General features: G+C 74.9%; 16 protein-coding genes. 5 read left to right on the top strand and 11 right to left on the bottom strand.

The genetic code is table 11. The annotated features are described in order from the left end of the window. From AC069K_RS08550 to AC069K_RS08515, 8 genes are all read right to left on the bottom strand, one after another. Window positions 1-2,544 (bottom strand): acyl-CoA reductase, encoded by a 2,544-nt coding sequence (locus tag AC069K_RS08550; protein WP_478613563.1) that lies wholly within the window; start codon window positions 2,542-2,544, stop codon window positions 1-3. Then, entirely contained in the window at window positions 2,541-3,689 is a 1,149-nt protein-coding gene (locus AC069K_RS08545) for a LuxE/PaaK family acyltransferase (RefSeq protein ID WP_365106212.1), read from the bottom strand. The genes AC069K_RS08550 and AC069K_RS08545 overlap by 4 nt, the downstream gene beginning before the upstream one ends. Continuing rightward, complete coding sequence (locus tag AC069K_RS08540) at window positions 3,686-4,822, bottom strand: GNAT family N-acetyltransferase (RefSeq protein WP_478613558.1); 1,137 nt, start codon at window positions 4,820-4,822, stop codon at window positions 3,686-3,688. The genes AC069K_RS08545 and AC069K_RS08540 overlap by 4 nt, the downstream gene beginning before the upstream one ends. Then, entirely contained in the window at window positions 4,819-6,144 is a 1,326-nt protein-coding gene (locus tag AC069K_RS08535) for an MFS transporter (protein ID WP_478613555.1), read from the bottom strand. Before AC069K_RS08535 ends, AC069K_RS08540 begins: the two co-directional genes overlap by 4 nt. Continuing rightward, on the bottom strand, window positions 6,141-7,412 hold the full coding sequence (locus tag AC069K_RS08530) for a phenylacetate--CoA ligase family protein (RefSeq protein ID WP_365106220.1): 1,272 nt from the start codon (window positions 7,410-7,412) through the stop codon (window positions 6,141-6,143). The genes AC069K_RS08535 and AC069K_RS08530 overlap by 4 nt, the downstream gene beginning before the upstream one ends. Window positions 7,413-7,878: 466 nt before the next feature. After that, window positions 7,879-8,262 (bottom strand): hypothetical protein, encoded by a 384-nt coding sequence (locus AC069K_RS08525; protein ID WP_358834233.1) that lies wholly within the window; start codon window positions 8,260-8,262, stop codon window positions 7,879-7,881. A gap of 213 nt (window positions 8,263-8,475) precedes the next feature. Beyond that, window positions 8,476-12,282, bottom strand: a complete 3,807-nt coding sequence (locus tag AC069K_RS08520; protein WP_478613550.1) for an nSTAND1 domain-containing NTPase — start codon at window positions 12,280-12,282, stop codon at window positions 8,476-8,478. Between the two features lie 177 nt (window positions 12,283-12,459). After that, on the bottom strand, window positions 12,460-13,296 hold the full coding sequence (locus AC069K_RS08515; protein ID WP_478613547.1) for a MurR/RpiR family transcriptional regulator: 837 nt from the start codon (window positions 13,294-13,296) through the stop codon (window positions 12,460-12,462). Window positions 13,297-13,380: 84 nt separating this feature from the next. On the opposite strand from AC069K_RS08515, the gene thrC reads away from it, so the two are divergent. From thrC to AC069K_RS08500, 3 genes are all read left to right on the top strand, one after another. Next, entirely contained in the window at window positions 13,381-14,475 is a 1,095-nt protein-coding gene (thrC, locus tag AC069K_RS08510; protein ID WP_478614432.1) for a threonine synthase, read from the top strand. 92 nt (window positions 14,476-14,567) lie between these two features. Beyond that, complete coding sequence (locus tag AC069K_RS08505; protein WP_478613544.1) at window positions 14,568-15,467, top strand: arginase family protein; 900 nt, start codon at window positions 14,568-14,570, stop codon at window positions 15,465-15,467. Window positions 15,468-15,617: 150 nt separating this feature from the next. Further along, on the top strand, window positions 15,618-16,238 hold the full coding sequence (locus AC069K_RS08500; RefSeq protein ID WP_365106231.1) for an L-threonylcarbamoyladenylate synthase: 621 nt from the start codon (window positions 15,618-15,620) through the stop codon (window positions 16,236-16,238). Between the two features lie 6 nt (window positions 16,239-16,244). Here the strand turns inward: AC069K_RS08500 and AC069K_RS08495 are convergent, their stop codons facing one another. Genes AC069K_RS08495 through AC069K_RS08485 form a run of 3 tightly spaced genes read right to left on the bottom strand, consistent with a single transcriptional unit; the run spans window position 16,245 to window position 18,832 of the window. After that, window positions 16,245-16,496 (bottom strand): DUF6225 family protein, encoded by a 252-nt coding sequence (locus tag AC069K_RS08495; RefSeq protein WP_365106234.1) that lies wholly within the window; start codon window positions 16,494-16,496, stop codon window positions 16,245-16,247. Beyond that, window positions 16,489-17,121, bottom strand: coding sequence for a superoxide dismutase family protein (locus tag AC069K_RS08490; protein ID WP_478613539.1), 633 nt, complete (start codon window positions 17,119-17,121; stop codon window positions 16,489-16,491). Before AC069K_RS08490 ends, AC069K_RS08495 begins: the two co-directional genes overlap by 8 nt. A 13-nt stretch (window positions 17,122-17,134) precedes the next feature. Then, window positions 17,135-18,832, bottom strand: a complete 1,698-nt coding sequence (locus AC069K_RS08485) for a reprolysin-like metallopeptidase (RefSeq protein WP_478613536.1) — start codon at window positions 18,830-18,832, stop codon at window positions 17,135-17,137. A 285-nt stretch (window positions 18,833-19,117) separates the two neighbouring features. Between AC069K_RS08485 and AC069K_RS08480 the strand changes: the two genes are divergently transcribed. Then, window positions 19,118-19,417 carry a hypothetical protein gene (locus AC069K_RS08480; RefSeq protein ID WP_478613533.1) on the top strand — a complete coding sequence of 100 codons (300 nt, stop codon included), beginning with the start codon at window positions 19,118-19,120 and terminating at the stop codon, window positions 19,415-19,417. Window positions 19,418-19,478: 61 nt separating this feature from the next. Further along, a complete protein-coding gene (locus tag AC069K_RS08475; protein ID WP_478613530.1) occupies window positions 19,479-21,455 on the top strand; it encodes an outer membrane protein assembly factor BamB family protein in 1,977 nt (658 codons plus the stop codon). The last annotated feature ends 11 nt before the right edge of the window (window positions 21,456-21,466 follow it).

Here is a 21,466-nt window from a genome sequence, read left to right as displayed (position 1 = left end):
TTATCCGCGCAGGTCCACCACCGCGCGCAGCTTGCCGCTGGTGGGGCTGCGGTCCAGCTTCGCGCCGTCGACCGCCTCCACCACCAGGTCGAGCAGCCGCTCGGTGACGGCCGAGCGCAGCTCGGGATAGCCGGCCAGGAACGCCGCCCGCAGCCGCTCCGGGTCGGCCCCGCCGGCGCTTTCCACGCGGACGGTGAGCCGCTCGCGGGTGTCCAGCCGGGTGAGGACGGTCTGGAGCTCGCCGCTGTAGCCGGCGCGCTCCTGGGCGATGGCCGCGAAACGGCGGTGGTTGAGGAAGTACGTGGCGACCCGCACCACGTCCCCGGTCCTGCCGCGCAGTTCGAAGCGGGGTGCGTGGCTGCCGCACGGGCAGCGGCCCTCGACCGCGCGGCCGAGGTCGCCGATCACGTACCGCCCGAGGTGCTGGCCGCGCCGGGCGTGCGTGGTGAAGACCAGCCGGCCGGTCTCCCCCGGGGCCACCGGGCGGTCGGCCTCCAGGTCGAGTATCTCCATGGTGTGCAGATCGGCGTGCAGGTGGTGGACGCCGCCGGTGCTCCGGGCGCACTGGTAGCCGAGCGGGCCGAGGTCGGTGCTGCCGTACGTGATGGACCGTACGACCTCGATGCCGAAGGTGTCGCGCAGGGTGCGCTGCTGGGCGTCGGTGAAGTGCTCGCCGCCGTAGAACACCTTGCGGATACCGCCGTACGCGCGCAGCGCGTCCGCCTCCTCGTGCAGCAGTTGCCACAGGTAGGAGGGCATACCGAAGAGGGTGTCCGCCCGGTGGTCGATCAGCGCCCGCGCCGTGGCCCGGTGGTCGGGGCCGGCCGCGAGCGGCAGTTGGACGCCGCCCAGGCGCTCCAGGATGGAGAAGAAGCTGATGAAGCTGCCGTACATACCGCCGCAGTAGAAGAGGTTGGCGGTACGGTCCGCCATCGGGTCGTAGCCCGCGGCGAGCAGGCCGCGGGCGGCGGCGTGCATCTGGGTGTCGTAGTCGTCGTAGCTGAAGAGGGAGAGCGCGGGGGCGCCGGTGCTGCCGCCGCTGTGGAAGTACAGCTCGGCGTCGGCCCTGGAGACCTGGCGGTTGAGCTCCTGCACCTCCTCCTTGCCGGTCAGCGGGCCGCTCGGGGGCGGCAGGAGGACGGGCCGGGCCAGGTCGTCCAGGCAGGCGGTGGTGGCGAACCGGGCGTCGGCCTGGACCGCGACGCGGCGGCTGTAGCGCTGGAGCGCGTACACCCCGTCGTGCGGCTCTCCCGAGTACCCGGCGAGCATCGCGCCGAGCGGGGTGACGCGGGTGACGCCCGCGGCGAAGGCGGCGCGGGCGAGTTCGGCGGTGTCGGTGGGGCTCGCCGCGATGCCGACGGTCTGGAGGTAGCGGCGCATCGGACGCAGGGTGGCGATCAGCTTCCCGCGCGGCAGCGGCTTGACCCACACGCTGCGGTGCAGCGGCGAGGCGGTGAGGGCGGGGCGGGTGTCGGCCATGACCCGCCAGGAGCCGTCGGGGGCGGCGAACACCCGGGTCAGACCGAGGTGTTCCTCCAGGCGGGCGACGAGCTCGGTGGTGGTCAGCTCGGCCTGCTCGGCGATGCCGGGCTTCTCCACGGCCGCGGGCCGGGCGGCCAGGACCTCCGCGAAACGCTCGGCGAAGGCGAAGACGTCCCGCTCGTCCTCGGTGTCGAGGTAGACCACCTGGGGGCTGGAGCAGGCCTGCTGCTCGTGGAGGCACACGTCGTCCGCCAGTGCCTCCAGCGTCGCGCTCTCGTCCCAGGCGTCGCGGGTGAGGTAGGCGAAGGAGATGCGGTGGCCCCACTCCACCAGCCGGCAGCCGGGCGGCACATGGGCGGCGATCCCCTCGACGGCGCTCTCGCCGCCCCATACGGCGACGGCGTCGGCGGGCGCGCACATCTTCTCCAGCCACTCCTTGCGGGAGGAGGAGAAGCGCAGCACGACGACGCGGGCGGCGAGGGCGCCGGAGGTGTCGAACGCGGCGAGCTCGGCCAGCAGGTGCTGGGTGAGGAGGGTGTCGCCGCCGCTGGTCTTGAGGATGTTGACGTTTCCGGCGAGCAGGCCCTCGACGATGCTGAGCGGGGCGACGGTGGCCGCGTTGCCCGGCGCGATGTGGGCGACGAGGCCGACCGGCGCCCACGCCTCGTACACCGTCTCGCGGGCGTCGGGCCGGTTCAGCCGTCCCGGGGCGGTCCCGCCGAGTTCGCGGCGCAGCTTGCGGGTCAGCTCGGTACGGCTGAGGTGGGTGCCGAGTTCGTCGAGGAGCGCCGCGTCCTCGCCCTCGGGCAGATGCCGTACGAGCCGGTCGCGTACCGGGTGCGCCGGGTCGCGCAGGGCCGTGGCGAGGGCGTCGCAGGCGGCCAGGACCGTCTCGGTCTCCAGCGGGCTCGCCAGGGCCTCCTCGACGAGGGCGGGCAGGGTGGCCAGGCGCCGCCCGGCCTCCTCGTCGCCGATGAACGCGCCCTGCCAGTAGTGGTGTCCGGCCGTCCGGTCCATGGTCTGCGTCTCCTTCTCTGTCTCCTTCTCCGTCCGCGCGGTCACGACATGCCCTTCATCAGTTCGGCGGCGGCCACCGCGCAGCTCTTGTTGCGGCTCACTCCGGCGCGTCCGTGGACGGTGAACCAGTCGGTGCCGAGGTCGCACCCGCACTCCGAGCCGGGGTGAAGCGAGGCGAGGTCGCCCATGACGACGCTCTGCGCCGGTACGGAGGTGATGTACGGGGAGACGAGGTGCAGATAGCCGCGCTCGCCGTACGGCAGCGGCTCCAGGGTGGCGGTGGAGAGGATGGCGACGCGCGACCAGACGGGGGCGTGCAGCCGGTGGTGGTCGCACTCGATGTACGGGACGCAGTGCTCGACGGAGCCGAAGGTGTCGCGGATGCGGTCGCCGGGGATGCCGAGCTGCTCGGTGACACGGGCGTACAGCTCGTCCTTGCCGATGCTCCGGTCGGCGTGGCCCTTCCAGCCGCCGCCCAGGACGACCAGGGAGCCCTCGGGAAGCCGCAGCGGCGGCAGGCCCATCGCGCGCATCCGCTCCAGGGTGAAGTAGAGGAAGGCGGGGAAGCCCAGGATGCGCACCGGGGCGTCGTCCCGCTCGAAGCGGCGCAGCGCGGCGACGCAGCCGAAGGGGTCGAACTCGTGGCCGTCGCCGGTGTTGCGCAGCGCGTACTCCACCGTGCGGGCGGGTGCGAAGTCGCAGAGGTAGTTGTCGGTGAAGGCCGTGCCGAGGTTGAGGGAGGGGGCCGGTTCGTAGCTGTAGAGGAGGTAGTTGACCTCCGTGTCCGGAGTGATCCAGCCGTTGCGCTCGAAGATGCGGGCGACCATGCGCTGGGCCGAGCGGATGGTCCAGCGGTCGAAGAACATCTGCGACTTCTGGCCGGTGGTGCCGGAGGAGGTGAGATGCAGCTCGACGTCCTCGCGCGGGATGGACAGCACCTCGTGGCGCTTGAAGAAGGTGGCGTGCACCAGCGGGGCCCGGTAGGGGTGCGCGGGCGGCGTCGCCTCGTACAGCGAGCGGAAGAACGGGGAGCGCTCGGCGTGCCAGGCGTTGGTCTCCGCCATGGCCGCGGCGAACAGCTCGTCCACGGCGGGTCCGCAGGCGTACGGGTCGGTCAGGTCGCACAGCTCCTGCACATGCGGCAGGAGCGCGGGGTCGGGGACGCCGACCGGGGCGAGATGGGGGTTCATGAGGCAACCTCTGGGGTGGGCAGGTAGGTCGACGCCCAGGCCGACACATAGCAGTCCAGATAGGGCTGGAGGGGCGGCTCCACGACGACGCCGCGGAAGTCGATCTGCTCGGTGGTGCGCGAGAGCACCACGTAGTCGTGGAAGCCGTCGCCGTCCGCGCGCATCGCCGGGTAGAGCGCGCCCGCGACGAAGCCCTGGGCGAGGAACGCGGAGAGCGCCTGGTGGTGCGCGAGCGGCACCAGCGCCTCCACATAGCCCGCCCCGGCCCGGGTCAGGGCCCTGGTCACGGGTTCGAGGTGGGCGGCAGCGGCGGCGGGGTCGGGGTGGGCGGTCAGGAGCGAGCAGTAGCCGCCGGTGCGGTTGAGGTACGCGTAGACCTCGAACCGGCCGTCCTCGGGGAGGAGCAGCACATTGGGCGTGTGCAGCGGGTAGAACCACCCGGCGGTGTCGGGGAAGCGCTCGCGGAAGCGGCGGCGTACGAAGGCGGGGGCCTCGATCATCTCCAGGCGTTCGGTGTCCCCGCGCTCCGGCTCCGGGAGCGGGCCGGTGGCGCGGACGTCCCCGTAACGGACGCCGAGACAGCCCTCCACGACGTTCAGGAGCGGGAGCAGCGCGGCGGGCACCTCGGTGACCAGTACGCGGCGCTCCAGGACCCCGGCCGAGTGACGCGCGTAGAGCGCGAGGCTCTCGCGGCTGCTGAGATCCACCGCGTTGGGCAGGACGCCCAGCGGGCGGAACCCGTTGCGGGCGACGACGCGCTGGGGTCCGGCGCTGACGGTGCGGACGGTGGCGTACACGGAGTCCAGGCGCCCGCTGTCGAGCATGCGGGCGCAGAGCGCCTCGGTCAGCAGGGCGGCCAGGCCGCCGGCGCGGTGCTCGGGGTGGACGGCGAGGCCTTCGAGGCGGCCGATCCTGCTGCCCGGCTCGCCGTGGATGGCCGCCGACGCGGCGAGCTCGCCGGTCTGGGGGCAACGGGCCACCAGCCACAGGGAGTCGGGGTCCTGGATGAGGCGGGCCATCTCGGCGGGGTCGGTGCCGAGCCCGGCCGGGTAGTGGGGCCCGTAGACGGCGTAGTAGAGCTGGCGCAGTTCGGCGATGTCGGCGCGGGTGGCCGGGGTGACGAGGGCGTTCACCGCTCGCTCCCGACGGTCTCGGGGGTACGGGCCGCGGGCTCGCCCGGACTCGCGCTGTCGGCGGCGGCTTCGGGAGACCCGAGCAGGGCCAGGGCCACCGCGGCGGGCAGCAGTCCGGCCGCCTGGACCAGGCACAGGGTCCGCGCGGACAGCTGGTCCCCGGCCAGGCCGAACAGCAGCGAGGCCACCGGGAAGGACGCGCCGAGGACCGCCTGCATCACCGCGAAGAAGCCGGGCTTGTCGGCCGTGGGCACCAGCCGCTGGAACAGCGCCACGAAGCGGACCCCGATGACGCCGACGCACCAGCCGGCCACGACCAGGCTCCCCGCGAAGACCGGCCGCGCGGGGAACAGGCCCGGCAGGGCGAGGGCGCCCGCCATCAGCGCCAGACAGCAGGCGCCGGTGACGGTGGGCCGCCCCGGCACCCGGGCGCCGGTGAACGAGCCGAGCAGCGTGCCGCACCCCAGGGACGCCTCCAGGAGGGCCACGGTGGAGCCGCCGCCGTCGAGGACCGTGCGGGTGTAGAGCGGGATGACGACGAACACGGCCGTGGTGAAGAGGTTGGCGGCGGTGAAGCACACCAGGATGCGGCGTACGTACGGCAGTCCGCCGAGGATCGCGCGGAGCGTGCGCCGCTCGGGCGCGGCGTTCTCGGTGTGCTCGGTGTTCTCGGTGTGCTCGGTGTGCTCGCCGTCGGCGCCGGGTGCGGTACGGAAGCGGACGCCCGTGACGAGGAGCGCGGCGGCGAGGTAGGCGGCCCCGCAGCCGGCCCCGAGCCCGGCCAAGCCCGCGCCGTCGACGGTCACGGCGCCGAGCAGCGCCCCGCCGAGCCCGGCCAGGGACTGGGTGGACAGCTCGAAGCCGGTCGCGGTCTCGATGTCCTCGTCGTCGACGAGTTCGGGCACCGAGGTGGTCAGACAGGGGTCGAAGAAGGCCTGGCAGGTGGCGAGTGCCAGGGTCGCGGCATAGACCGCGGGCAGCGGAAGTCCGCTCGTCCACGCCCACCCGGCGAGTGCGAGGGCGACGGCTCCGGCCACCGCGGCGGCCGTGCGCAGCACCGAGCGGTGGGCGCTGCGGGCGACGACACGGGCCACCACCGGGGCGAGCGCCACGGCGGGCAGGGTGCTGACGGCCATGAACAGGCCGGAGGCGAGGCCGCGTCCGCCCTCGACCGCGTAGGCCACCAGCCACCAGGAGACGCCGACCTGGAACATACGGACGGCGGCCTGGGTCAGGACCTGGCTCAGCCATACGGCGCCGAAGGCGCGGTTGCGCAGGACCAGCGGGGCGCGGCGGCCCTCGTCCACGAGCGGGGCGCTCATATCGTGGGCCTCTCGTCCAGGACGCGGACGAGCTTGCCCGTACGCGGGTTGACGGCGAGGTCGCGGTGGCGCGCCCACTCGACCGAGAGCGGGTGCACGAAGCCGGCGTTCACGCTGTCCGGGTACAGCGGCCGGGCGTTCTCCAGTTCGGTGACGACGGCCTTGGCGAGGACGTCGAGCACGGCCGGGTCGTCGTCGCCCGGGGCGGTGGCGAGCCGCAGCACCAGGCCGTCGCGGCCCTCCCAGCGGCGTACGACCAGCTGCATACCGGCGATGCGGCCCTCGGTGTCGGCCTGGGCGACGGCGTCCTGCGCGTCCTGCGCGTACAGGGACACGGGCCCCACCCGCACGCCCTCCTCGGCGCGGCCGAGGATGCGGAAGTGGCCGCGCTCGGTGTCGGTCCACTCGGCGCGGTCGCCCGCGGGGTAGCGGATGACGGGCATGAGGCGGCGGAAGAGGCTGGTCACCACGGCGCGGCCGGGGCGGCCCGGTTCGGTGACGGGCTCGCCGGTGGTGTCGTCGAGGATCTCGACGACCGAGTGCGGGGTGAAGGCGCGGTGCACCCGGGGGTCGGGGCCGGGCACGGGGCGGCCGAGCAGTCCGGCGTCGACGCTGGCGTAACCCACCGAGCGGATCGCCGCGTTGGGGAACGCGGCAGCCAGCAGCCGCCGTTGGTCGGCGAAGAGGGCCTCGCCGCCGAAGAGGACCAGCTCCACCGCGTCCAGGCGCAGCTCCGCCGCGAGAACGTGCTCGGCGAGGCGGCACAGCGTGGTCGTGGTGCCCGTCAGGACCTGCGCGGCGAATTCCCGCAGGGTCGCCACCGTCGACTCCAGCGGCGCGGCGCCGCCGATGGGCAGCCGTACGTTGTCCACGGGGGCGTGGGCGAGCGAGTCGAGGAGGAACAGGAAGCTGGCGTAGAGCTCGCCCGCGTAGAAGAGGTCCGCGACGCGGTGGCCGGGGCGCAGACCGGTGTCCACCAGGCCCTGGCCGAAGACGGTGACGAAGGTGCGCCACTCGTCGCGGGTGTAGACCGAGAACTTGGGGGCCCCGGTGGTGCCGCCGGTCTTGTAGACGGTCGCCTCGCTGAGGGGTCCGGTCAGGACGCGGTTGCCGTCGAGGGTGTTGGCCGCCCAGAACGCCTCCTGGTCCACGACCGGCAGGTCGGTGAGGCGGTCGGCGTCCGGTGGCAGGGACGCGTAAAGCTCCCGGTAGAAGGGCGAGTTGTGACGGGCGAACCGGATGAGGTCCGAAAGCTGCTGGGCGGACATGCGGCCTTTGCCTAGGTGAACGGAGTCGGGCGGGAATCACCGCGGCAGGGCGCGCCGAGGTGCTCGCCGCCTGCGGGATCGGTCGACGTCCAGGGGTTTCCCCGTGCCCCCGGCGCCTTGAGGCGCGTCGAGAACTGACGCGCGGTCACGATGATGGGACATCAGCGCGCGAATCGCAAAGTTGGCCGCACATCCACCGGTATTCCTGGCCGAAAACAATGATTCCTACGGGGAAAAGCGGTTGATCATGCAACGATCGAAGGCGTTCGGCCGGAATCGGGAGGCTCTTCCAAGGTTGGCGTCCTGCACGCCGTGGCCGTCCTCGCCCTGGACGGGGTCATCCCCTTCGGCCTGTCCACGCCGCCGTTCCCCGGGCCCGAGCGGTGCGTGCCCGGCGTCCGGACGCGCCGCGGCCGCCCGCCGGGGAGAGTCGGCGAGCGGCCGCGGTGTCACCTACGGTGAGCGGTCAGCACTGGCGCAGACCGGGGGCCGGGTCCTGGCCCGTGTTCACGTCCACCGCGGGCACGTTGCCCCAGGCGCCGTTGTCGAGCTGCGTCCAGTACCAGATGTCGTTCTGGCCCGGGTGCGGGTCGCCGTGGCCCCAGCACTGGAACCAGCTGAAGGTCCCGTTCAGCTGCCCGCGGGTGGCCGAGCGGTACGAGCGGTCCGCATAGCCCTTCGCACCCGCCTTGTTGCCGCAGTAGAGCCGTCCGTCCGAGCGCACCCCGCACTCGGCGGCCGGCTTGGCGGCCTTGGCGGGGGCGGCGGCCACGGCCGGGACGGCGGCGGTGAGGCCGGTCGCGAGGACGGTGGCGGACGCCATCAGGGCGAGCTTGTCGCGTACGTTCATGGTGTGCGTGCTCCTTGTTCGCGTCGTGAGTGCTGCGCGTGTCCCGGGCCGCGTGGAGCGACGCTCGTGAGAGGTGGGGGTGGCGTCCGCCGCGGCCTGGACGGGTTCGAGCCTGGCCGTCGCCGGGAGCCCCTGTCGAGGAGCCGGCCGTCGCCCGCGCCGACGTGAAACGGGAAACACCCCGGGAAACAGCGCCCGTTGCCGGGCCCGCCGTCAGCCGTCCGGCCCGCAGACGCGTTCGTAGGGCAGCCCGGGCAGCAGCCGCGCCCAGTCGCGTGGACCCGGGTCGCCGAGAAGGCGGCAGACCTGGGCCCGGCGCGCCCGTACGTCGGTGGTCCACAGCCGGACCGTGCCGTCGTTGCTGCTGCTCGCCAGGGTCCGCGGCCGGCCTCGCGCCCCGGGCGCGAAGACCACGCCCCACACGGCGCCCGTGTGGCCGCTGAGGGTGGCGACGAGCCGCCCCGGGCCGGGCTGCCACAGCCGTACGGTCCGGTCGCCGCCGCTGCTCGCGAGGACGGCCCCGTCCGGGCTGAAGGCCACCGCGCGCACTGGGCCGCTGTGCCCGGTGAGCGTGCGGAGCGCGGCGCCGCGCCGGGTGTCCCAGAGGCGGACCGTGCCGTCGTTGCCGCCACCGGCCAGGGTGCGGCCGTCGGGCGAGAACGCCACCCCGCGCACCGAGCCGGTGTGGCCGCGCAGGATCCGGCCCGCCGTGTGTCCCACCGGGTCCCACAGCCGGACCGTCAGGTCGTCGCTGCCGGTGGCCAGGGCGCGCCCGTCCGGGGCGAAGGCGACCGCGTTGACGAAGTCGGTGTGCCCGCGCAGGACCGCCAGGGGCGCGCCGTCGGCGGCGCGCCACAGCCGTACCGTGCGGTCGGCGCTCCCGGACGCCAGGGTGCGGCCGTCCGGGGCGAAGGCGACGGCGAAGACCGAACCGGCGTGGCCGGTCAGCGTGGTGAGGAGCCGGCGGCGGGCCACGTCCCAGAGCCGGACCGTGCGGTCGGCGCCCGCCGAGGCCAGCAGTCTGCCGTCGGGCGAGAAGGCGACGGCGAACACCGATCCGTCGTGCCCGGTGAGCGGCGGGAGCGGACGGCGCCCGGCCACCTCCCACAGCCGTACCGTGTGATCGGCCGCCGCCGCGGCCAGCAGCCGTCCGTCCGGGGAGAAGGCCGACTGCCACGCCTCGGTGAACGGCCGCGCGGTCAGCGCCGGTCCGGCCGGGTCCCACACCACCACCGACTGGTCGAACCCGCCGCTCGCCAGGCGCCCGTCGGGGCCCGCCGCGAGGGACAGCACATAGTCGGTGTGGCCCGAGAGCACCGCCGCCACCCGGCGGTTCACCGGGTCCCACAGCCGGACCGTGCCGTCTCCGCCCGCGCTGGCGAGGGTGTCCCCCGCGCGGCTGAAGACCACCGCGTTCACGTCGTCGCCGTGCCCGGTGAGGACCGCGCGCGCCGTGCCGTCCTCGGGGTCCCACAGCCGTACCGTGCGATCGGCGCCGCCGGACGCCAGGGTGCGGCCGTCCGGGGCGAAGGCCAGTCCCAGCACCTGGTCGGTGTGGCCGGTCAGGACGGCGCCCGCGCTCTGCCCGGCCGTGTCCCACAGCCGGACCGTACGGTCGGCGCCCGCCGAGGCGACCGTCCGTCCGTCCGGGGCGCAGGCGACCGCCATCACCGCGTCGCCGTGCCCGGTGAGCACCGCGCGGGCCGTGCCGTCGGCGGTGTTCCACAGCCGTACCGTGCGGTCGGCGCCGCCGGAGACGAGCGTGCGTCCGTCCGGCGCGAAGGCGACGGCGCGCACGGCTCCGCGGTGGCCGGTCAGCATCGCGGTCATCCGGCGCGCGGACACGTCCCACAGACGGACCGAGCCGTCCGTACCCGCCGTCGCCAGCCGGTGGCCGCCGGGCGCGAAGGCCACGGCGGTGACCGGGCCGTCGTACCCGGTGAACGTGGCCGTCTCCCGGTGGCGGGCGGTGTCCCAGATCCGTACGGTGCCGTCCGCCCCGCCGGAGGCGAGCAGGCGTCCGTCCGGGCTGAACGCGACGCCGTTCACGGCTCCTTGATGACCCGTCAGCCGTCCGTCGAAGTACTGGGCCTGGGTGCTGAGCAGGGCGCCGCGCGACTCGGGGGTGGAGGCGGTCCGGTAGGCCGCGGCGGCCAGCAGCATGGACGCCTCGGGTCGCCCCTCGGCGAGCGCCTCGGACCGTACCGCCATGGCCTGCGACTGGGCGGTGCGCCGCTCCCGGTACGCGTCGGAGCGCTGGCCGAAGGCCACCGCGCCCGCCGCCACGGCGACGGCGAGCAGGCCCGCGAGCGCGCCGAGCAGGGTGCGGCGGACCCGGACGTGGCGGCGGGCCGCCCGCCTGCCGCGCTCCTCCTCGGCGAGGCAGGCCGCCACGAACGCGGCCTCCCGCTCCCCCAGCGGGTCCCCGCCCCCGGGCCGCCGGTCCCAGTCGCGGACCGCGTCGAGCCGCGCGCCCCGGTACAGCAGCCCGGGGTCGCGGCCGGCGCGCGCCCACTCCACGGCGGTGTCCGCGAGCTGCTGGCGCTGGACGAGGGCGGCGCGGTCGCTCTCGATCCAGCCGCGCAGCCTCGGCCAGGCGTGCAGCAGCGCCTCGTGGGTGATCTCCACGCTCTGGGCGCCCGCGGTGACCAGGCGCGCCCGGACGAACGCGTCGAGGGCGCGCGCTGCGGCCTCCGGGTCCGCCGACTGGCCGGGGATCAGGGCGCGTTCGAGGGGGCGGCGGGTCTGGGCGGCGACGCCCTCGCCGACCTGCACCAACCGGACGAGCAGCTGGTGCGCCATCCGCTGCTCCGCCGGATCGAGGCGGCTGAACACGGATTCGGCGGTGCGGGCCACCGCCCCGTGGATCCCGCCGGTCGTCTCGTACCCCGCGACCGTCAGCACCCGGCCCGAGCGCTGCTGCCAGGTCGCCAGCAGGGCGTGGCCGAGGAGCGGCAGTGAACCCGGCGAGGCGGCCGGGCCGGAGCGCAGGTCGCGCAGGAGCAGCTCGGCCAGGCCCGCCTCCAGGGTGAGGCCGGCCCGTTCGGTGGGGCCCGTGACGGCGGTGCGCAGCTCGGCGTCGGACATGGGGGCGAGGGCGAACAGGCCGTGGGTGAACGCCTCGGCGAGTTCGGGGTGGTCGAGGCAGTGCCCGAAGAAGTCGGCGCGCACGCCCAGGACGACGGCCGCCTCGGCCGTGGGCGCCCCGGTGCCCGAGGCCAGGGTGTGCAGGACGGTCACGAAGGCGCGGCGTTCGTCCTCGTCGGCGCAGAGGGTGAAGAGCTCCTCGAACTGGTCGACCACGAGCACCAGTCCGGGCCGGCCGTCGGCGTCGCGGGCCGCGTCCAGCAGGACGTGCGGCCGGGCGGTCAGCGCCTCGGGGGTGAGGTCGTCGCCCGCTCGGCCCAGCCGGTCCGCGGCGCAGCGCACCAGTTCCTTGAGCGGGTGCGCGGTCGGGGTGCACACCACGGCGGGCCAGGCGGCGGACCCGGCGACCGGGAGGGCGCCGCGCCGCAGCGCGGGCAGCAGTCCGGCCTGGAGCAGCGAGGACTTGCCCGCGCCCGAGGGCGCGACCACCGCGAGGGGGCCGTGGCCCACGCGCTCGGCGAGCCGCCCCACCAGCTCGGCCGTGGCGGCGTCCCGGCCGAAGAACCACGCGGCGTCCTGCGGCCCGTAGGCGGCGAGCCCCCGGAAGGGGCAGGGCGCCCGCTCCGGGTCGCCCCCGCCTTCGCCCGAGCGGGCCGCGGGGACGCCGGGGGTGGCGGAGGGCCCGGCGGGGATCTTCGGAGCGGGCGGCGGGTCCGGGACGAGCCGGATGAGGACCCCGCCCGCGTCGAGTACGGCGTCGCAGCGCCGGGCGACGTCGGGGGTCGGGGGCTTTCCTCCGTTCTCGATCTTGCTGAGGTAGCCCTTGCTGTAGTGGACCGAGCGGGCGAGCTCGGTGAGGGACATCCCGCGCAGGCTCCTGAGCCGCCGCAGCTCGGCGGCGAACTCACCGGCCCTCTCGTCGTTCGTCGGCACGAGCCGTTCCTTTCCGTGACCGACGGGACGTAAGCCTCACGGGAGGCAGGAGCGCCCGGCGGACTCCGGGGCCGCACGGGACGCCGGCCCCCGCGGCCGGCCTCCGCGACGGCGGCGACACCGGAACCGCGTCGGCCGGATCCCCCGGCGCGCGCGGCGGCCCCCGGGCGGACCCGTTCAGTCCTGGCCGAGCTCCGCCGTCAGGGCGTCGAGGCCCTCCAGGCGCCCGGCCGACTCGGTGAGCAGCGGGACGGTCGCGACCAGGATCAGCTCGGTCACCGCGATCTCGTGGGTGAGCGGGGCGATGGGGCCCGCCGCGTCGCGCGGGAGCCGCAGCAGCACCTCGGCCTGCGCGGCCAGCGGGGACTCCCAGGCGTCGGTGACCAGCACGAGCCGCGCCCCGCGCGCCCGCGCCGCGCGGACGAAGCGGGCGGTGCTGTCGCTGTAGCGGCGGAAGTCGTACGCGACGACCAGGTCGCCGGGGCCGAGGTCGAGCAGGACCCGGGCGCGCTCGGCCGCCCCGTCCGGGACGCGGCGCACGCCCGGACGCAGACTGGCCAGCTGGCGGACCAGGTAGTCGGCGGCGAGTTCGCTGAGGGGGCCGCCCATCCCCCACACCCCGCGCGCCTGGGCGAGGAGGGCGGCGATCCGGGCGAGCAGGGGTTCGCCGGCCGCCGCGACCGTGGCGTCGAGACCGGCCCGCAGCTGCTCGGCCGCGCGGCGCGGGCCGTCCGGGGCGGTGGCCACGAACTCGCGCAGCCGGGAGCGGTCGTGCTCACGGCCCTCGGCGCGCACCGCGGCCTGGAACTCGGCGAAGCCGGACCAGCCGAGCCGGGCGAAGAGCCGGGAGGCGGTCGGCGGGCTGACCTTCGCCCGGTCGGCCAGGGAGCGCAGCGAGCCCAGGGCCGCGAACGGATAGTCGTCGAGCAGGACGCGCACGATGGCCTGCTCCCCGCGCGGCAGCTCCGGATAGACCGCCCCGAGCCGGGCCGCCACCTCGTCGTCGTCCGCCATGCCACTCCCCCGCCGCCGTCGCCGATGAAGAAACGATTGTTACGCAACCACTGATTCTCTCGGGTTAGAGTAACGTTCGTGACTATAGACGAGCGCCCCTCCGCCAGCACCTCCGTACGGACCCGCCCCTGGCGCGGTCTCATCGACGGCTACCGCGCCTGGCTCCCCGTCACGGACACCACACCCGTGGTCTCGCTCCACGAGGGCAACACGCCGCTCGTCCCGGCCCCCCATCTGTCGGCGCTGACCGGCTGCGACGTGTGGCTGAAGGTGGAGGGCGCCAACCCCACCGGTTCCTTCAAGGACCGGGGCATGACCGTCGCGGTCAGCAAGGCCGTGGAGGCCGGCGCGCGGACGGTGGTGTGCGCCTCGACCGGCAACACCAGCGCCTCGGCCGCCGCGTACGCGGCCCGCGCCGGCATCGGCGCCGCCGTCCTCGTCCCGCGCGGCCACATCGCGCTCGGCAAGCTCGCCCAGGCCGTCCGCTACGGCGCCGAGATCGTCGAGGTGACCGGCTCCTTCGACGACTGTCTGCGCATCGCCCGCGAACTGGCCGAGCACCACCCGGTCGCGTTGGTGAACTCGGTCAACGACCACCGGCTTGCGGGCCAGCAGACCGTCGCCTTCGAGGTCGTGGACGCGCTGGGCGACGCTCCCGACATCCACTGCCTGCCGGTCGGCAACGCGGGGAACATCACGGCCGCCTGGCGGGGGTACGAGGCGTACGCCACCGCGGGACTCGCCACCGGCAGGCCCCGGCTGTGGGGCTTCCAGGCGGCGGGCGCCGCGCCGCTGGTGCACGGCGAGGTGGTGGCCGAGCCGGAGACGGTGGCCACCGCGATCCGCATCGGCAACCCCGCCTCGTGGACCGGCGCCATCGCCGCGCGCGACGGCTCCGGGGGCCTGATCGGCGCCGTCGGCGACGAGCAGATCCTCGACGCGTACCGCCTCGTCGCCCGCCACGAGGGCGTCTTCGTCGAGCCCGCCTCGGCGGCCGGCATCGCGGGGCTCCTCGCCGAGCACCGCGCGGGCCGCCTCGACGCCGGGCAGCGCGTGGTGGTCACCGTCACCGGCAACGGCCTCAAGGACCCGGACGCGTCGATGCGCGGCGGTTACGCGTCCACCACGTCCTCGGCCCGCACGGCCGACGTGGCCCGGGCCCTGCACCTGGAGTCCTGACCCCGGGGGGCGTGCCCGGGGCCCTCGGGCAGAAGGCCGCGCACCGCGTATACCCGTTGATCACCGGGTCGTCCTCGGTGAGGATGACGGGCATGCGACGTCTCGTGGTCATCGACGCCCCGTCCAACCTCGGCCTGCGTCCACCCGCCCCGGGCACGGTCCCCGGCTGCTACAAACTCGCCGGTGCCATGCGGGAGTTCGGCATCGTGCGGCGGCTCGGCGCGTACGAGGGCGGTGTGGTGGTCCCGCCGCGCTACGACCGGGGCGACTGGCAGGAGGGCGACGGCGTCTTCAACGCCGCCGCCCTCGCCTCGTACACGCGCAAGCTCGCCGACCGCGTCGAACACCACGTCCGGGCCGGTGACTTCCCCGTGGTGCTCGGCGGGGACTGCTCGATCCAGCTGGGCGCCTCACTGGCGCTGCGCCGCACCGGCCGGTACGGGCTGGTGGTCGTCGACGGCTCCGCGGACTTCCGCCACCCCGGCAACTCCGACCGGATCGGCGCGGCCGGAGGCGAGGAACTGGCCCTGGGCACCGGGCGCGGCCAGTCCGACCTGACCGACCTGGAAGGGCTGCGCCCGTACGTACGCGACGAGGACGTCAGGATCCTGGGTCTGCGGGACGGCGACGAGGACCTCGCGGAGTTCGCCGGACTGAGGATCCCGACGGCGACGGTCGGGGAGATCAGGCAGTGGGGCCCGGCGGAGATCGGCGCCTCGGTGCGCCGGTCCCTGGAGACGGACGTCCTCGACGGGTTCTGGGTGCATCTGGACGCCGACGTCCTCGACCCGGAGGTGATGCCCGCCGTCGACAGCCCCGACCCCGGCGGGCTGATGCCCGGCGAGCTCGCGCTGCTCCTCGGCGCCCTCGTCGGCTCGGAGCGGTGTGTGGGCTTCAACCTCACGATCTACGACCCCGATCTCGACCCGGACGGCACGGCGGGCCGCCTCCTCGCGGACCTGGTGGTCGGGGCCCTCGGGCCCCGCCCCTGAGCAGCGGCGCGGACGCGGCAGGCCGTCGGCGCGCCGTCCACCGGGCCTCCGGCGCCGGAGGCCCGGTGCGGCGTCCCGCCCGGATCCGCCACACCGACGAGTGAACGGGCGCCCCGGGAACTCCTCGGTCCCGCCCCGTAGACTCGGCGGATGGCGAAGTACTTCGACGTGCACCCCGACAATCCGCAGCGGCGCACCATCAGCAGCATCACCGACAGCATCCGCTCCGGCGCGCTCGTGGCGTACCCGACGGACTCCTGCTACGCCCTGGGGTGCCAGCTCGGCAACCGGGACGGCATCGACCGGATCCGGTCGATCCGCAGGCTCGACGACCGGCACCACTTCACCCTGGTGTGCGAGACGTTCGCGCAGCTCGGCCAGTTCGTGCAGATCGACAACGACGTGTTCCGGGCCATCAAGTCGGCGACGCCGGGCAGTTACACCTTCATCCTGCCGGCGACCCGGGAGGTGCCGCGTCAGCTGCTGCACCCCAAGAAGAAGACCGTCGGGGTGCGCATCCCGGACCACACCGTCACCCAGGCGCTCCTCGCCGACCTGGGCGAACCGCTGCTCTCCAGCACCCTGCTCCTGCCCGACGAGGACGAGCCGATGACCCAGGGCTGGGAGATCAAGGAGCGCCTCGACCACGTGGTGGACGCCGTGATCGACTCCGGCGAATGCGGCACCGAGCCGACCACCGTCATCGACTTCTCCGGTGGCGAGGCCGAGATCGTCCGCCGCGGGGCGGGCGACACCTCGCGCTTCGAGTAGCCGGGATCAGTCCAGGTCGAAGTGGTACTGACCGGCCTTGAAGTCCGCGAAGAGGGTGTACTCCACACCGCCCTGCGCGTCGTCGTCCTTCTCGACGGGCTCCAGGTTGACCAGCGCGTACTCGCTGTACCCGTCGAAGTCGCCCGGCCCGTCCGCGACACCGACGTGGATGGGGGTGTCGTCCGGCAGCCCCTGGAGGGCCTCGCGCAGGCGCGCCGCGGTCCACACCCGGGGGTTGTGCTCAAAGGTGTCAGTCATGGAGCGAGGCTAGCGGCGCGGGCGGGCCGGGCCGCGTCACCGCGCCGGAAACGGGCGCGAAGCGCACGCTGACACAGGCCAGCCGCGCCCCCGCGGTCCCCGCCTGGCCCGGGCCGGTGGCCGTCGCCTTCTCGTGGATGACCAGCGAGCTCGCCTCGCCCGGCCGGATGCGCCAGGGGACCTGCGCCGTGGACTTCCCGTCACCCCGGGCGTCGGTGGTCAGGTCGAGCCACACCTCGTTGCGGGGGTTGGCGTACGCGGGGTCGGTGGAGGGCTGAACGGGGTCGGGCTGGTTCTGGTAGTGGGGGCCCGAGTCGTCGGGGTTGGCGCCGCACGGCAACCGGTGCACATGGGCACCGTAGGTGTGGTTGGGCAGGACGCCCCGGAGGCTCAGTTCGAAGCGGCTCATGGTGTCGTCCGCGGACTCACCGACGGCGACTTGGGAGCCCACCGGCACCCACGTGGGAACGTACGTCACCGCCCGGCCGGCCGGGGAGCCGGTGGCCGCCGCGAAACCGGTGGCCACCGCCACCGCCACGTTGTCGGCGGCCGCGGGCTGCGCGGCGACGGAGAGGGTGAGCGCGGCGGCGGCCGAGACGGCGCCGAGGGTCTGCCGGAGGTGCATGGGAGGGGTCCGTTCAGTCGGTGGGGGTGGAGTCGGGGGACGCGCTCGGGGTGCCGCCCACCACGGTCCCGGCGGGGCTCGCCGGACGCCGGGTCGTGGTCGCCGCCACCGGGACGAACCGGGCCGTCACATAGTGGTCGCCGTCCATGGTGACGGTGAGCTCGGTGGCGTTGGTGGGCTGGATCCCGCCGTCCACGGTCCAGTGGTCGAGGCGGTAGCCCGCCTTGGGGGCGGCGGCCACGGTGACCTGGTCGCCCTTGTCGAACAGGCCGGTCGCGGCCACCGTGACGGTGCCGTGGGCGGGGTCGTCCGGAGCGGCGGTGAGCGCGTACCGGGCGGCCGGGGCCTTGGGGGCGGGCGGGGTGCGGTAGTTGGCGAGGACCGGGCCGGTGAGGTTCATGACGCGCACGCAGTCGGCGGGCCGCGGCTGCCCCAGCGGCACACCCCGGGGCGTGTTCCCGTACGTCTGGCGGGGGTTGGAGAACCACAGCTTCGTCTCGCACCTGGCCGCGTCCGCGCACGACAGGGTGTATCCCATGATGTCCGTCCAGCTGCGGTCGGCTGGCAGGTGGCCATGGTTGTCGGGGTAGTACGGGTTGAGGTTGACGGGCCGGTAGCGGGGGTCGGTGCGGTCGACCGGGTCGGTGACGTAGTCGTGGTTGAGGCCGAAGTTGTGCCCGACCTCGTGGGCGAGGTGGTAGGTGCCGAGGGTGTCGGCCTGCTGGGCGCCGAAGGCCTCGCCCGCGCTGCCGGCCGCGCCGCCGGAGCCGGTCCGGGGCAGCGCGGGGGTGTTGGCCGTTCCGGCGGTGTAGACGGCGCCGGGCCGGGGGGTGAACTGGGTGAGCACGTGCAGCAGGTCCGCGCCCCTGGTGTCCCGCTGCTTGCGCGCGTCGGTGGCGAACGCGCCCGCGTAGCGCGGGTTCCCGGGGTCCGACAGGGCGTAGGTGATGCCCTCGGCGTCGCTGTCGTCGCCCGGCCACTCCTTGGTGGTGAAGGTGCCCAGCAGGTTGAGCCGGGCGGTGACGGTGCTCTCGGAGTAGGCGGCGTTGGCGCCCGCCACCGCGGCCTTCACCCTCAGGTCCAGCGCCTGCGCCCCGCCCTCGGTGCTGGTGACGGTGTGCGGGGTGTAGCCGATGAGCAGGTCGATGACGGGGGCGGTGACGGCGGCCCGCGCGTCACGCCACCCCCGCCGGGCCGGGGGTGGCAGGTGCACGGGCCGGGTGTCGCGCGGTGCCTGGACCCGTACGACGTCGTCGTGCGAAGGCGCCGTCCCCGCGTAGGTCAGCTCGCGCACGGTGGAGGTGCCCGCCCGGTCGGCGTCGATCACGTACCGCCTGTCGCCCAGATGCACCTCCCCCGCCACCCTCGGCGGGCCCTGGCCGCACGCCCCGTCGACGGCGAGGGTCACGGGCCGGTCGGGGTGGTCCGTGAGGTGGCCGGTCCACAGCACGGTCCCCTGCGGGTCGCGCGAGATGCGCGAGGCCACCGCCTCGATCCCCGCCTCCTCGAAGAACCGGAAGGTGCGGCGGTCGGGCGCGGAGCCCCGCCGGGCGCCGCAGAGGGAGCGGAAGGCCCCGTCGGCCCACTCCACGCGGCTCGTCCGGACCGTCCCGGGCGCGGGGCCCTCGGCGGCGGCCGTCACGGCGGGCAGGGCCGGCGCGAGGACGGCGGCCGCGAGCGCGCCGCGGAGCAGACGTCGGGGAGAGGGCACGGGTTCTCCTGGGCAGGGGTCGACGGGCTACAGCCCCAGGCTCGCGCCCGCCCGGCGCCGTGGCGCGCCGACCGCCGCTGGACGGGTGGCGCCCGGTCCGCCGGGAACGTCCGGAGCGGCCGTCCGGGTGACGGCCGCACGGCCGGCCCAGGGGCGTGCCGGTTTTCGTACGTGCTCCCGCACGCTGCCGCACGCCCTCGGCAGGGGTGTCCGGAAACGGACCCCCGCGGCGAGAATTGCCCCGCCCGGTCCACGAGGGCGGGCACTTGGGGAGAGGGGTGGGCGATGGCCGTTGTCCTGTCGCTGAGCTGGGCCGGGGTGACCCCGGAGCAGTACGACGCGGTGCGTGAGGCCGTGGGGTGGGAGGAGCGGGCGCCCGACGGCGCCTGTCTGCACGTGGCGTGGTTCGACGTGGGTGCCCTGTGCGTCACCGATGTCTGGGAGTCGCAGGAGGACTTCGAACGGTTCTTCGGCGAACGGCTCGCGCCCGCCGTCGAGAAGGCCGGCATCACCGGTCGGCCGGACACCCAACTGCTGCCGCTGCACCGCCGGTTCGTGGCTCCGGGGGTCGGCGGAGCCGCCTGAGCGGCGCTACGCTGTGCGACGAGCGACGTGGTGACGTCCAGGAGGGGACCCGGGGGGCGCCTTGGAGCCGTTGGAGTCCGACGACCCGGCCGCCGTGGGGCCGTACCGGCTGGTCGCCCGGCTGGGCAGCGGCGGCATGGGCCGGGTCTACCTCGGGTACTCCCCCGCGGGCCGGAAGGTCGCGGTCAAGGTCATCCGGCCGGAGTACGTCCAGGAACCGGCCTTCCGGCAGCGGTTCGCCCGCGAGGTCATCGCCTCCCGTGCCGTGAGCGGCTTCTTCACGGCCGGGGTGGTCGACGCCGACCCCGAGGGGCCCCGGCCGTGGCTGGCCACGGCCTACATCCCGGGCCCCTCGCTCCAGCGGGCGGTGCAGAAGAGCGGTCCGTTCCCCGAGCGTTCGGTCCGGGCGCTCGGGGCGGCGCTGGTGGAGGCGCTCACCGCGATCCACAGCGCCTCCCTCATCCACCGCGACCTCAAACCCGCCAACGTCCTCCTCGCCCAGGACGGCCCGCGCGTCATCGACTTCGGGATCTCCCGGCTCTGCGAGCACAGCGGCCTCACCCTGACCGGCACCACCATCGGCTCGCCGGGATATATGTCGCCCGAGCAGATCCAGGGGCTGCGGGTCGAGCCGTCGACCGACGTGTTCTCGCTGGGCTCGGTGCTGGCGTACGCGGCGACGGGCACCAGCCCGTTCGGGGAGGCGTCGGTGCCCGCGCTGCTGTACCGGGTGGTGAACGAGGAGCCCGATCTCCAGGCGGTGCCCCCGGAGTTGCGCGAGCTGGTCGGCCGGTGCCTGGCGAAGAAGGCCGCCGACCGCCCGGAGCTGCCCGCGCTGATGCACGCGCTGACCGGCGGACGCCCGCCGGGAGAGCTGCTCGCGCCGGGCTGGCTGCCCGAGCCCTGGCAGGGCGAGGACACGGCGCCGGCCCTCCCGCCCACCCCCACCTCGGTGTTCGCGCCACCCGTCCCCGCGGTCCCGCCGCCCGGGCCCCCGGTGGATCGTCGGCGGGTGCTGTACTCGGCTGCCGGCGTGCTGGCGGCCGGTGGCGCTGCGGCGGCCGGCTGGGCGCTGTCGCGCGGTGGCGCGCCGGGGGCGGGGACGACGCGCTGGCGCTTCGCGACCACCGGCACGGTCCTGTCGTATCCGAGAGTGGCGGGCGACCTGGTCTACGCGGCGAGCAACGACGGCACGCTCTACGCGCTGAACAAGGCGGACGGGCGCCGGGGTTGGGCGTACACCACCGGCGGCGCCATCGGCTCCGCGCCCGCCGTGCTGGGCGGCACCGTCTACCTGGGGGGCGACGACCGCGTCCTGTACGCCTTCGACGCGCGCTCGGGCGCGATCCGCTGGCGGTACACCACCGGGGGCATCGTCCACACGCCGGTGGTGACCGGTGGTGTGGCCTACGTCGGCAGCGCCGACCACCGCCTCCACGCCGTGGACGTGGCCTCCGGCGAGCGCCGCTGGGCCTTCACCGCGGGCAACGACACGCACTCCCCCACCGTGTCGGGCGAGACGGTGTACGTGGGGAGCAGTGACACCCGCCTGTACGCGGTGGACGCGGCCACCGGCGAGAAGCGGTGGGCGTTCCCCACGCGCGGCGCCGTCTCCGGCGTCCCGGTCGTCGCGGGCGGCCTGGTCCACTTCGGCAGCACCGACGGCGGCCTGTACGCGGTCGGCGCGGACAGCGGACAGCAGGTCTGGCGCTTCCCGGGCGCGTCCGTCGGCGCCGGGCCCGCGGTCGCGCGGGACCTGGTGTACGTGGGAGGCGGCAAGCGGTTGTCCGCACTGGAGGCCGCCACGGGCAAGGCCCGCTGGACGTTCCTGGCGGCGGGTGACGTGCACGCCCCGGCGGTGGCCGGTGGCGCGGTGTACGTGGGCAGCGACGACAGCAGGCTCTACGCGCTGGACGCGGCCACGGGCCGCCCGCTCTGGAGCCATCTCGCCCCCGCCCCGGTGCACGCCCCCACCGCCACCGAGGACACGGTGTACTTCGGCTGCGCCGACAGCGCGCTGTACGCCGTGCGCCTCTGACGCGCGCCCCA

This window comes from Streptomyces sp. NPDC043908 (assembly GCF_056435525.1).
Note: the sequence above shows the minus strand (reverse complement) of the source record. Positions and strands in the feature narration are given on the sequence as shown.